Raw genomic sequence first — 12,812 nt, 5'->3', positions numbered from 1 at the left:
TATCCGGAAATTATAATTATACGAGCTTTGCTATCCCTGTAACATGATCCAATGCACCAGCTTCCAGTTCATATCCCATCACGTATGGTTCGGGAATATCGGGATTGGTGAGTCCGAATTCACTAATTGATTTAAAACCGAACCGGTGATAATAATTAGGATCTCCACAGAGGAATACAGCTTTATATCCCATTTCACGCCCGCGCTTCAGGCCCTTTTTGATTAGTGCGGAACCTACTCCCTGGTCGCGGTATTCAAGCAGGACGGAAAGGGGAGCGATTAATAAAGATTCAAATTTACTTCCGTCTTCCTGTATGACGTACATACGTGTCAGTAAGATATGCCCGATGAGTTTAATAAGTCTTTTCTTCCGTAACTTAACTTTTTAGCTGAAAATAAATACAATGATTCCTGTTATCACTATATAGGCAAGTGCATAAGGGATGGCTGCTTTCAGAATTTCGCCCTCTTTTCCCTGTTGATTACTTGCTGAAGTAGCTATGGCGATACTTTGGGGAGAAATGATTTTTCCTCCGGTAGCACCTACCGTATTAGCGGCTGATAGCCAGTCGGGGTTTACATTGATATGGCCGGCAACGCTGGCTTGTAGTTTTCCGAAAAGAATGTTGGATGAAGTATCACTACCGGTGATAAATGTACCTAAACATCCGATAACCGGTGCGAAAAGCGGATAAAGACTACCTGTGGCAGTAGCTAAGGCAGTAGCAATAACCGAGATCATCCCGGCAGTATCCATGATGGTTGACAGGCCGACAAGGCAGATTACTGTGATGAATGTTTTTTTCAACTGCTTCACAGTATTCCAAAGTACGATGAATAGGTCTTTGACTTTTGCACCTTGTATTAGTCCGCCAATAAAAGTACCGACAAAGAGAAGTACACCTGCATGGGTAAGCCATGAGATGGTATAGTTCACTGTAGAGTCATTGATAGGAAGGCTGATACGTGTTATCCAGTTGTTCTCAAGTGTATTGCGCAGTCCCGGGAATAGGGGACTGGTCAGGATTATCAGTAAGAGAATGAGCAGATAAATACTCCATGCATTCAGGATATCTTTTCCGCGAAGAGAACTTTTGCGTGTTTTCTCTTCTTTAGAAGCTGTGAGTTTACCATAAATCACGATTACGATAATAGAAAGAATACTACCGATAATGGCCGGGGATTCTGCTCCCATATAACGTGCGGCTACATATTGGCTGACAAGGGATACACCACCCACTAATAGTGCGAGGAACACATTCTTGGGTAGTGATTTCAATTTGGGGTCTGTGAGAAAAAGTAGTACCAATGGGATGAGGAACATAAGTACGGAAAGCTGTAGCACGACATTGGTGCTTAAGGTTAATACATCCAGATTGGTTTCTTTAGCCAATACAAGTACCGGTGTGCCGATAGCTCCAAAAGCCGTGGCCACGCTGTTGGCTATTAAGCTTACTACTGCCGAGAAAACGGGTTTGAAACCAAGGCTGATAAGTATAGCGGCAGGGATAGCAACTGCGGTACCGAAGCCCGCCATTGCTTCAAGTAACCCTCCGAATCCCCATGTCAATAGTAATACCTGAATGCTTTTATCAGTAGAGATAGAGGAAAATTGTTGCTTGATGATTTCCATTTTTTGGGTCTTTAGCAATACGTTATAGCTGAAAATAGCCATTACGATAATAATCAGGATGGGAGAAACTGCTTTCAATGCACCATAGAGGAATGAATAAGCAAGATCGTCCACTGCAAAATGGAAACCAAAGATGGCTATCAGCATCGTTACAATGAGAGATATGACACTACTTTTATCGCCTGGCATTTTTAAAAAAGCCATTAATACAATAAGGAGTAAAACCGGAATAATAGCAAGAATCAGTGTCATAATCGTCAGATTTAATAATGTATAATATTCTTATAACAAAACTGGAGATCGTTTTGACTGTCCGAAAAGCAAATTTTTTTATGATTTTATCCGTGATATGCCGGATTTAAACAAAAAACGATAAGTTACATTATGGAGTTGAATAAAAAGTCCGGATATGATTTATTTAGTTAACCATATCCGGACTTTTTTTATCAGATGGGATGTCTATTTGTTAGGCATCTTCTTCATATCCAGTATTTTTTGCAATTGCTTCAAGTTGGCTTTTGCTGCTTCATTACCCATGTGGGCAGCTTGCGTGAAAGCTGCAATGGACTGATTTATATCCCCGTTAAGGAAATCGTATACACCACTATTATTGATATATTCGGCAGTCTGTTTGTTTGCCTTTTCCATAAACTTTATGGCAGTTCTCACATCTTTCTTGCTTAATGCTACGGCAGCGGCATTTAAGTTGGCTACTTCATCGTTCGGGTACATGCGTACGGCAATATCGAACACGTTTACAAAGTCGTCACTTCCTTTCGGATAGCTGTTGGCTACCTGGTACATCTCGTTCAGACTCAGGTATTTCGGATTTGTTTTGATAACGATACGTCCTTGTTCAACATCGAAGTTTACTACAGTATAATCTATCTTGCAATCTACTTTACGTAATCCCGGATAGATATCTTTCAACATGACACGGTAAGGAACGCCACCTGCTACACGCATAATTTCTTTTTTGCGCAAAGCATCATCGCTGGTATTTTTAATGATATTGATAAACGTCTCTTTGTCTTTCATGGAAGAAGCTTCCAAGGCTTTCACCAATCCATCCCAGTTTTCACCGCCAAAGGATACCTTATAGAGGTTGGCCGGAACTTTTTCATTCTCACTCAGGTATTTCTTCAGTGCTTCGGCACGTTTCTGAGAAAGCTGTTCGTTGAATTTCAAAGGACCTTCGGGAGAAGCAAAACCTTCAATACTGATACCGGTTATGGTGAGATTCTTATCATTCTGCACTTTATCGAACATAGAGTGAATATTCATCAACTCTTTATGATTGTTCATGAAATCGGTCAGGATAACAGATTTGCTTACCGGGAAATCCAGATGAGCCTCGTATTGTTCGCTACGGGTTTTTACTACTTCTACAGCTGGTTGAATATAAGCGACTATCGGAGACATGGCTGCCAGACGTTTCGCCTCGGTAGATACATCGTTGGTAATGAGTTCCTGTGCAATCATCTCTTCATTATTGCCACAACCGCAGAGGTTTTCAACCAGATTCAGTGCTGCATTTTGCATCCATGGCTGATAAGGGATTACCTGCGTATAGTTTAGTACTTCTCTTTTATCATAAGGGATAACGATACCTGCAGGTTTTTCTTTTTCTATTGCCAAACCCCGTATATATGCTTTCTGGCGACGACGACCGTTGATTATAATATCCTGTAAGGGTACATTGTGCTGGCCGTCTGTCAGCAGCGGAGTCAGCGTAAGTGAACGTTGGGGACTAACTACAAGATTCTTCATATCGATCGTCATGCTGATATAAAGAGAGTTGCCCTGTTGCCACAGTGATACGTCAGATAAACTGATGGCATCATTGTAAAGTTTCTGGGCACTGGCGGGAAGTGCTATGACAAGTGCCAGCAGGAGATATATAATATTTCTTTTCATTGTTACAGTTGGTTTATAGGTTATTATTTAATAATGTAGATGAAGCTAAGGCCTACTTTAGTAGGACCGAAATAGTCTTTAGTATTATGACCTAATTTCTGACCGTTGTCTCCCGGTTCATATTTGTCATATTTGATGTGAGCGTAGCCAAGCCCGATGGTGGCTTCCATACTCCAGCGTTTGTTTAATATCCACTGATAGCCGTAAGATATACCAGCACCGTAAAGTTTACCATCATACCGGTCATGCCCCAGTCCGAACATGTCAAGGTTACTGATGTCCACATCGGCATAGTGTCCGTGCAGGCCGAAGAAACTGCCATTAAAACGTTCGCAGAGCCAGTAACGTAGTTCAGGCTGTACTAACCAATGCTTGAACTGTTTGTTGTCCGAAAACTTCCAGGGGTTGTAATTGCCCGATACATCAAGAGTTAATTTCTTTGCCAGTCCTATTTCAAATCCTAAGTTGGGAGTACTTGTGGCCCAGTAGAGGGCATTTGTTTTAATGGCAAATTTGGGTAGATAGGTTTGAGTTCTTTGCTTTTGGGCATATGTACCCGTAGCAAAGGCGAGCAGAAATCCTACTGCTAAAATTAATTTAATTGTTTTCATTTCCGTTTTGGTCTAGGTTTTATTATTTACTGCCTATACCAACACCTGCCGGAATGGATTTGTTTTCGATTGATAAAGATATTTTTTTACGGTAAATGATTTGCGGTGGATGATGAATGATTGTTTATCGCTGATCGCTTTTCTCTAAAAACTACGATAGTAACTGCTGTTACTATCAGAACAATTCCTATAACACTCTTTAGAGTGAACAATTCCTGAAAAATGAGCGTCCCTATGATGACAGCTGTTAGAGGTTCCATGGCTCCGAAGATAGACGTAAGGGTAGGACCGATGTGTTTGATTGCTTTGATCAGAGCCATGTTAGAGATGGCGGTGGCAGGTAAGGCAAGTCCTAATATATACAGCCATGTATTCCAGTCTGTCACGATCCGGATACCGCTGGTGAAACTGCCGCATATAATAAAAAGGAGAGCGCCTATTCCCATTACATAGCAAGTGAGCACAGTAGAGTTGATCTGCACTGCACGGCTTTTTCGTACTCCTATGATATAGCCTCCATAAGAAAATACAGAGATGCAGGCGGCTATGATTCCTACGGTAGTGTTACCTCCACTGTGACTGATGTCTCCCGATGAAAGAAATACAGCTCCGGCGATAGATACCAGGATAGCTGTAATAGTCCATAGTGACTTCTTTTCATGGAAAAAGAGCATCATAGCTAAAGCTACGCCCAACGGGTACATGAAATGAATGATAGAGGCCACTCCACTGGCTATATTCTGATAAGCAATCACCAGACTCAGTGATGTGGCTGCCCGGAATAAACTCAATAAAAACACAGTACCGAAATCCTTTTTATTTAACCGGAAACTGCATCCGGATATTAAACCGAAAAGTATTAATGTAGCAGAAGCGACTCCCCAACGGTAGCTCAGTACTTCAAATGAGGAGAATCCTGTTGTGAGAAGCATGATAGAGAAGAAGGGTGCCAGTCCAAAAGTAGAGGAGGACACTGCTGCATATAAAATACCTTTTGTTTTGCTCATTGCATCGAATAAAATAATAGGTCTAAAAAAAGTTTTGCAAAAGTACATATTTTTTGTTGTAGGTATTGTTTGTATGGTTTAAAACTGAATCTATTTACGATTAGACGATTTACTATTTACGATTGAAGTTACTCTTTTAGCCTGTGCCAGCGATGTTAGAGACAGAGTAATGTTCTTCTGTCTAAAAACTCTGTGGAACTCTGTGCCCTCTGTGGTGAAATATCAGATATGAAAGAAGAAGCGAAAAAGATCAGCGTATTTCTTACAGGTGATAAATAGTCTGAAATGTTTAGTTGGTTTTCTCATCTTGCTATTGAAACCAATCCACAGACAAATAAAAATACCTGGCTGGAACCGGTCGATAACAATCAATATGCAGAAGCTACGAAGGAGATAGAAGCATAAATGAATCATCAATAGAGAGAGCCTTAATAGATGAGTATAAAGAAAGTATATGGAGTGATAAAAGTTTCGTGAGATTCAATATCTTTGCTGGATATTTATTCAGAAGTTAAATATAGAATATGAAGAACCCGATTCCTCAATATACTTTTTACAAGACTAAGTATGGAAGTGAATTATTAATTGATGTTGTAGAATTAAAATACATAAAAAGGTTTTTATCCGAAAACCCTATTCATACATTGACATATTATGATATCACTTTCATCACTGAGGGGGAGGGGAGTTTCTCTATTGATAATCAGAATTATGAAGCGACTCCTTGCGACGTGTTTTTTTCTCAGCCGGGGGAAATACGGAGTTGGGATACGAATCATATAACAAACGGTTATGCGCTGATTTTTGAAGATCGGTTTTTATCTGCTTTGTCAGCTAATGATATGGAAGAAATTGCAAAACTGGATAAAAAAGAAAGTTTATTCTTTTCATATTATGACCCCAAAATAGTAGGGTATTTGGTAGGATTGGGCAAATGATAGATAAAAATAAGGGCATAGTCTGATTTTAGGGTTATGCCCATCTATCCGATTCATTAGTTTTTTTATATGTTCATAATCTTTCATAATTAGTTTCTAAGAACAGGACTATATTCAATACCTTTGCAGACAAATATAGTGTAGCACTTTTTGCTTCCTAAAAGAACAAACGATGACACGAAAACTATTTGTCTTATTTTCATTTATGTTTATTGCTGCTGTAGCACTAAAAGCCCAGACAATAACAGGAAAGATTGTAGATAGTAATCAACAACCAATAGATGGAGCGACTATTGTGTTACAAACGATGGATTCCCTTTATATAGGCGCTTCGATATCGAATACGGATGGAGTGTTTCTGCTGAATCATCATCCGGAGCAATATCGTTTGATCATCCAACATCTGTTATATAAAACCAGATTGCTGTCAGACGTGAAGAATGACATCGGGATTGTCACATTAGAACCCGAAGATTATGCTTTGGATGAAGTAGTCATAAAGGCGGAGCGCCCTTTTGTGAAAGTGGAGGAGGGGCGTTTGGGGTATAACCTTGCACAATTGGCTGATGGTAAGGTGGTGAATAATGCTTATGAGGCTTTAACAAAGTTACCGGGCGTACAAGAAGATAAAGAGGGATTGACTTTGGCAGGAGCCGGAAGTGTTACTGTTATTTTGAATGGCAAACCTACGACGATGAACGCTGCTCAGCTGGAAACTTTATTGAGAAATACTCCTGTTGATCGTGTGGAAAAGGCAGAAGTAATGTATAGCGCGCCACCCCAATATCATGTAAGAGGGGCTGTCATTAATGTAGTGTTGAAACGTTCGAATGATTATTCTTTTCAGGGAGAAGTAAATGCTGATTATACGAACCATTATTTCAATAGTGGAAGTATGAACGGTAATTTTCGGTTGTCTACTCCCAAAATGGCTTTTGATGTAATGTATGGTGCAAGTGATGTAAAACAGATGGAATATATGAATATTTATTCCAGACATACATTGAAAAACAAAATATACGAGATTAATCAGAATAACCGGATAAGTACCAAATATTGGAATCATAATTTGAGGACAGCGTTTGAATATAATTTTAATGATAAAAACAATCTAAATGTGTCTTATACAGGGAATTTTAGCCCCGATCAACACAATAACAGCCGGACTGTCGGAAACTACCAGACCAGTAATACTGATAAGTACATAGATACCCGTATGCATAACATATCACTACAATATCATTCAGGATTCGGATTGGAAATAGGAGGAGATTATACCCGTTATACTTCAGATAATGAACAAAACCTGAACGTCAATTATGAAGATAATAGTCAGAGCCATTTTAATTTGTTGGCCGGGCAAAAAATAGACCGTTATTCTATTTATGCAGACCAAAGCCATCAACTAACCAGAGGCTGGAACTTTGGTTACGGAGCTTCCTATAGATTTGCCAATGACCATGACTATCAGATTTATAATGAAGTCGGCGGTGGTATTCAGACACAAAATACGGATTCAAAGTTAAAAGAGCAGACTACTAATTTTTATGTGTCGGTGAGCAAGGAGTATGAAACAGGGACTTCGTTTTCAGCTTCAGCTACGGGAGAATATTATACCATTGGTAATTATCATAAATGGGCTGTTTATCCACAAGCAACATTCACTTATATGAAGACACCTAAGCATATTCTCCAGTTTTCGCTGTCAACGGATAAGACTTATCCGAGCTATTGGGATATGCAATCATTCGTCAGTTATATAGATGGATATACCGAATTGTGGGGAACTCCGGGAATAAGGCCTATGACAACATACAATCTGAATGGTAATTATATCCTGAAGCAAAAGTATATTTTCGGTATGTTCTTTATGCACACGGCGGATTACTTCGTACAAGCAGCCTATCAGTCAACGGACAGGCTTGCTTTGATTTATAAAAATACGAACTGGAACTATATGCGCTTGTGGGGTGCAAATGTCATATTACCTTTTAAAGCTGGAGGTTGGCTGGATTCCCGGCTGACTTTGACAGGAATGCAAATGCATCAACGTTGTGACAATTTTTTTGATATACCTTTCAACCGGAAGAAATGGTTGTTCAGCGGATCACTTGATAATACATTTAAAGTTTATAAGGGTTTGTCTTTAGAACTGAATGGGAATGTGCAGACACCTGCCATACAGGGGACGTTTGATGTAAATAGTGTTTTTAATCTGACGGCTGGTTTGAAATGGAGCTTTGCCAAAGACAAGGCGACTGTATCTGCCCGTTGCAGTGATATTCTTGAAACCGGGATGCCTAACATTAAAATCCGTTTTAAAGGACAACATTTAGATATGGATAATGCTTTCTATTCACGGGCATTTACAGTACATTTCTCTTATCGCTTTGGTGGATATACAAAGAAAGAAAGTAAATCAGTAGATACGTCACGATTTGGCATGTAAGTCTTTGGGGTGATTTCAAAGGAGCTGTTCTTTTGGGAATAAATACCCAGAAGTGGGGATTGATAAACTCAATATTTTCCATGAACTTTGCACCAAAAATCCGATAAATGAAATATGTTTATATAATAATATTGCTTGTTGCGATAGGAGGACTAACTCCTTTTTCAGTGCAAGCACAGGATGCTATCCATATAGGAACCCGGCATACCCTGTTTTCGCAGATATTAAATGAAGAGAGGGCTTATTGGGTGTATGAACCCGAAAGACAGGCCGGGGGCTCGATTAGAAACCTTCCTGTTCTTTATTTACTGGATGGGGATGTCTTTTTTCATTCAGTAGTAGGATTTACCCGTTTTTTCTCTTCTTCCAAAGTTTCTTCTTTACCTCCATGTATTGTTGTCGCTGTATTAAATACGGATCGTACCAGAGATTTTACTCCCACTTGTTCGGCAGCACGACGGGATGGAACGATTCATTCCGGGGATAAACCGCAGGGAGGAGGGGCTGAGCAATTTTATCGTTTTCTGACGGAAGAATTGCGTCCTGAAGTGGAGAAAAGAGTGTTGGGTGGTAGCAGCAATATTCTGGTAGGACACTCGTATGCAGGTTTGTTCACTTTAGAGATGCTTCTCCGGCATCCCGGATCCTTTGATACGTTTATGGCAATAGATCCCAGCTTATGGTGGGATCAGGGAGTTTTCCTGAGACAGTGGGAGGAAAAAGTGTCTGGGAAGGATTTCTCAGGTAAACAGCTATATGTTGCTTTTGCCACTCAGCGACGTCCCGGAGTGAAATTAAATCAGTTTTCGCTGGCAGATAGTTTGAAAATAAAGATTGTTCCCGATATGGAAAACCGGCATCTACGGGTCGTTTATAAAAAGTTTCCGGAAGAGATGCATGGTACTGTTGCTCTTCCGGGAATATTTGACGGTCTGAAGTCTCTGTTCCGACACTAATATTGTTTCTCTTTTATTGGAGAATCTGTAGAGGTATTGTCTCCCTGAAGAAGTAGCCGGGATAGTGAACGGGTACTCCATTTATCTTTAAAAGATGGGGTTATCGGTTTTAATGAATGAATATGGGGAACAGGTTTTATGTGTTTAACTCCTTTAACTGATTCCAGGTGAGTGTTACTCATTATGATTTCTCCTCTTACAATCCCTTTTTGGGCTGCAACAGCATAACCATCTGTGTCATATAATACACCATTTATATACCATCCCAAAAAGCGGCCATTGAAATGATAGATGTCTTCTTTTCCATCAAAATAAGCCACTGGAGTGCCATCCCACATATAAATTGTAGAATCTTTGTCTACATAGTTTATGTAGGCAATAGGCTGGGTGCTTTTATCGAATAAGGTCACTTCTGACTCTTGGGGGATAACAGGTTCATTTTCATCATCACCACATCCGGTCAATAATCCGATTGTGGCACATAAAACTAAGAGTAATTTTTTCATTTGATGCATTATTTATTAATATATGGATATTTACAGGAAGTTATGGATTACCTTACTTATTCAAGGGAATGTTGACCTTCTCATATAAAAAGACCGGGATATATAAAAATATCCCTATTGGGAAGCCCTTAATTTATCTAAATAAATGCTTCTTAAGAGAGAGGGATTAAAGGTAAAATTGTTGCGAAACAACTACCTATGCCTACTTCCGACTGTACCTCTATGCGCCCTGCCAATCTTTCGATAATAACTTTACAGATAGATAGTCCCAGACCGCTACCTTGTTCAAATTCATCAGCTTTATAGAAACGATCAAAAATCATCATAAGTTCTTTTTCATCTATTCCCTTGCCAGTATCTTTTACGTACACGCAAACTTCATTATGTTCTTTATCTATTTTACATCCTAATGTGATGGAGCCACATTGGGTAAACTTATTTGCATTGCTTAGGAAGTTGGAAATAACTTGTGTGAAACGAATACGATCTATGTTGGCGGGCAAGAAGAGTGAGTTGTCCAATTCAAGACTGAATTTTAAGGAAGGTTGAATCAATGGTTGATGGTGCTTATATATTTCTCTGACAATCTCTGTTATATCATCATTCTTCATTTCAAAATCGATGTTACCGGAGTCTAAATGTGATATTTCCAGCATATCGTTGATTAGCTTTAGAAGCAGTTCATTATTCAGATTGATAATTTCGAGCATGCTTTCTTTTTCTTCCCGGTCTATTTCATCAGCATCTTCACCTGCCAATATGTTGGTAAAGCCCACAATAGCATTGAGTGGAGTACGAATCTCGTGACTTATATTGTTGAGAAAGGACTGTTTCAATTCTGCTTTTTCAGCCATTTGTTTGGCTAAAATCAGTTGTTGTTCATGTTCTACCAGTTTTTGGATATTCTGCATAATACCTGCCAGTATCATTTCACCCTGTGCATTTTTCAGGCTACGGCATCGTAGTTCATACCATTGGTAGTCGTCTTCATTTTTTCTGAAGCAAAAACGTGCCCGCTGTATTTCCATACCTGGAGATTGATAAAGTGTTTCATAAAATGAACTCAGTAGTTGTACGTCATCCGGGTATGCATATTGTAAAAAGTCGTCTTTGGTGAATGAGCGTTGTTTCAAGCCCATTAAGCGCGTATAATTAGTATCAAACTCAATGGTATCTTCTTGCATGTTCCACAGTGATATCTGACCTCCATCTGTAGAAAGCGTTAAACGTTTATGAGCTTCTTCAAGTATTTGCAGATTCTTGCGTTCTATCCGAGAACGTTTTCGCATTCGCAGCAAGCTGAGCGATACGATAATGAATGCAAGAATAAATAGCATTGCAAGGAGATAGAGTTCAACACGATAGTGGTCATAAAGCGGATAATTGACAAGGCGTACATTTGGGGGAATGTTCTGGGTAGCCTGTTTGCCATACGCCGAAATATTACTCCAGTCGAGTACATATTCTTTGGGCAAATCACTTATTTTAGGTGTGCCTGTCTTTTCTTTATTCATTAATTGCACGGATAGATCAGCGGCAACTTTAGCGGAAATTTCTTTTGTAGCCATATAGCCACCCACAATCTTGGTTCCTTCGTCGAACCCCTCGCAAATACAACTGAAAGAAGGTATATTAACGGCATTTACTATTGGGAGCGACATTGAATCAAATTTATCGAGTAAAAATGCTTTTTTCTTCTGTTCACTTTTTGACTTTTCCATCATTACAAGTAAAGAAGCTCCTTTTATATAGCGGAAAGGACAAAGGCTTACGGTTAACTTATCTTTTTTGACTTTGATACGGTCGTTTGCTACGGCAGCCATAAGATTGTAGTACTTCATCATTTCGTTCATTTCCTTGTATTCATATTCCATGGAATATGCTGACTTATGACCTAAGATTTGTACGTTCCTTCTATCCACAACCTTGGTCAATAAATCATAAGATTTACGTCCGAGTGTGGTCAGGTCAATATTGTATACAATTTCTATTTCTGCTTTAGGTTGTAATGATTGTATGAAATCTATATTGCTTTTAAAGTCCGGACTGTCTCTGAGAATATAAATATCTTTAGTACTGTATTCTTTTATAAGTTTTTCATCGGGGAAATGTACATTACAGGCTACTACCGGAATAGAAGACAGGAGACGGTGCCGGGTTGATAATAAAGAAAAGGTAGCCTGATCTCCTACTGCGAGAATGAGGTCCATTGGTTTGCTTTTAATACCGTCGAGGTATTTATTTATGTTATTAAGACAAACTTCAGGATTGAATTGATTACAGTCGAGATAAAATTGATTGAATATGGGTTCTATGCCTTTTTTTCTTAGTTCCCGGGTGATAAGTTTCTCAAAATTTCCGTAGCCAACACTGTTCCTTGAAAAAGAATATACGAGAGATATCTGTTTTTTCACCCGGTGATTTATGACATACCACTGTTTGAAATTATATCCGCATAAGAAAGTTCCTAATAAGAGAATAAAACCAAGAATATATTTAAATTTTGGGACAATGATTTTCATATATTGATTCATATCGTGCAAAAGTAGTATATTTCAGTAAAGCAAGGATGGCTTTATACAAAATATTTTATATTTTTTCTTCAACATCAGATATTCATTTGTAATATATTGATTGCATGAAATAAAACCTGGCTAACTGGAATAGCTGAATTCAGGCCTTTCGGTCGATAAGGAACATAAAGAGAGGAGGTATTCATTATTGAGAAACAGTTTGCATAAATAGAGGCGATCTGCATAAATTCACTATATTTGTATTTTACAATCTGCCAACAT

The 12,812-nt window shown here is 39.0% G+C and carries 9 protein-coding genes and 2 pseudogenes; 4 read left to right on the top strand and 7 right to left on the bottom strand.

Annotated elements, in window-relative coordinates; all coding sequences use genetic code 11:
• Positions 1-16: 16 nt before the first annotated feature.
• From K8P02_RS10650 to K8P02_RS10630, 5 genes are all read right to left on the bottom strand, one after another.
• Positions 17-325: a GNAT family N-acetyltransferase gene (locus tag K8P02_RS10650; RefSeq protein ID WP_025867579.1), complete on the bottom strand. Its 309-nt coding sequence runs from the start codon at positions 323-325 to the stop codon at positions 17-19.
• A gap of 60 nt (positions 326-385) precedes the next feature.
• Positions 386-1,885 (bottom strand): L-lactate permease, encoded by a 1,500-nt coding sequence (locus K8P02_RS10645; RefSeq protein ID WP_122200627.1) that lies wholly within the window; start codon positions 1,883-1,885, stop codon positions 386-388.
• A gap of 207 nt (positions 1,886-2,092) precedes the next feature.
• Positions 2,093-3,550, bottom strand: coding sequence for a DUF3868 domain-containing protein (locus tag K8P02_RS10640; RefSeq protein WP_223382320.1), 1,458 nt, complete (start codon positions 3,548-3,550; stop codon positions 2,093-2,095).
• A gap of 23 nt (positions 3,551-3,573) precedes the next feature.
• A complete protein-coding gene (locus K8P02_RS10635; protein ID WP_007486745.1) occupies positions 3,574-4,161 on the bottom strand; it encodes a DUF3575 domain-containing protein in 588 nt (195 codons plus the stop codon).
• 86 nt (positions 4,162-4,247) lie between these two features.
• Complete coding sequence (locus tag K8P02_RS10630; protein WP_025867580.1) at positions 4,248-5,168, bottom strand: DMT family transporter; 921 nt, start codon at positions 5,166-5,168, stop codon at positions 4,248-4,250.
• Positions 5,169-5,459: 291 nt separating this feature from the next.
• On the opposite strand from K8P02_RS10630, the pseudogene K8P02_RS10625 reads away from it, so the two are divergent.
• From K8P02_RS10625 to K8P02_RS10610, 4 genes and pseudogenes are all read left to right on the top strand, one after another.
• Positions 5,460-5,558, top strand: a pseudogene (locus K8P02_RS10625) (cupin domain-containing protein); the annotation flags it as partial.
• Positions 5,559-5,692: 134 nt separating this feature from the next.
• Positions 5,693-5,998 (top strand): annotated as a pseudogene (locus K8P02_RS10620) (AraC family ligand binding domain-containing protein); the annotation flags it as partial.
• 313 nt (positions 5,999-6,311) lie between these two features.
• The gene (locus tag K8P02_RS10615; RefSeq protein WP_223382413.1) at positions 6,312-8,555 is read left to right on the top strand and encodes an outer membrane beta-barrel family protein; all 2,244 of its coding nucleotides are present in this window, start codon (positions 6,312-6,314) and stop codon (positions 8,553-8,555) included.
• Positions 8,556-8,662: 107 nt separating this feature from the next.
• Positions 8,663-9,511 carry an alpha/beta hydrolase gene (locus K8P02_RS10610; RefSeq protein WP_025867582.1) on the top strand — a complete coding sequence of 283 codons (849 nt, stop codon included), beginning with the start codon at positions 8,663-8,665 and terminating at the stop codon, positions 9,509-9,511.
• Here the strand turns inward: K8P02_RS10610 and K8P02_RS10605 are convergent.
• Positions 9,508-10,017: a 4-fold beta flower protein gene (locus K8P02_RS10605; RefSeq protein WP_155921466.1), complete on the bottom strand. Its 510-nt coding sequence runs from the start codon at positions 10,015-10,017 to the stop codon at positions 9,508-9,510. The genes K8P02_RS10610 and K8P02_RS10605 overlap by 4 nt on opposite strands.
• Positions 10,018-10,169: 152 nt before the next feature.
• Positions 10,170-12,539: a sensor histidine kinase gene (locus tag K8P02_RS10600; protein WP_025867584.1), complete on the bottom strand. Its 2,370-nt coding sequence runs from the start codon at positions 12,537-12,539 to the stop codon at positions 10,170-10,172.
• Positions 12,540-12,812: the final 273 nt, after the last annotated feature.

This window comes from Bacteroides nordii (genome assembly GCF_019930665.1).
GTDB lineage: Bacteria > Bacteroidota > Bacteroidia > Bacteroidales > Bacteroidaceae > Bacteroides > Bacteroides nordii.
The sequence above is the reverse complement of the archived record's forward strand: the minus strand, read 5'-3'. Positions and strand labels throughout refer to the sequence as shown.

Excerpts from the sequence above, each read along its gene's own strand:
- K8P02_RS10645 (WP_122200627.1), bottom strand. The coding sequence starts at position 1,885 with ATGACACTGATTCTTGCTATTATTCCGGTTTTACTCCTTATTGTATTA.
- K8P02_RS10605 (WP_155921466.1), bottom strand. The coding sequence starts at position 10,017 with ATGAAAAAATTACTCTTAGTTTTATGTGCCACAATCGGATTATTGACC.
- K8P02_RS10610 (WP_025867582.1), top strand. The coding sequence starts at position 8,663 with ATGAAATATGTTTATATAATAATATTGCTTGTTGCGATAGGAGGACTA.
- K8P02_RS10650 (WP_025867579.1), bottom strand. The coding sequence starts at position 325 with ATGTACGTCATACAGGAAGACGGAAGTAAATTTGAATCTTTATTAATC.
- K8P02_RS10635 (WP_007486745.1), bottom strand. The coding sequence starts at position 4,161 with ATGAAAACAATTAAATTAATTTTAGCAGTAGGATTTCTGCTCGCCTTT.
- K8P02_RS10615 (WP_223382413.1), top strand. The coding sequence starts at position 6,312 with ATGTTTATTGCTGCTGTAGCACTAAAAGCCCAGACAATAACAGGAAAG.
- K8P02_RS10630 (WP_025867580.1), bottom strand. The coding sequence starts at position 5,168 with ATGAGCAAAACAAAAGGTATTTTATATGCAGCAGTGTCCTCCTCTACT.
- K8P02_RS10600 (WP_025867584.1), bottom strand. The coding sequence starts at position 12,539 with ATGAAAATCATTGTCCCAAAATTTAAATATATTCTTGGTTTTATTCTC.
- K8P02_RS10640 (WP_223382320.1), bottom strand. The coding sequence starts at position 3,550 with ATGAAAAGAAATATTATATATCTCCTGCTGGCACTTGTCATAGCACTT.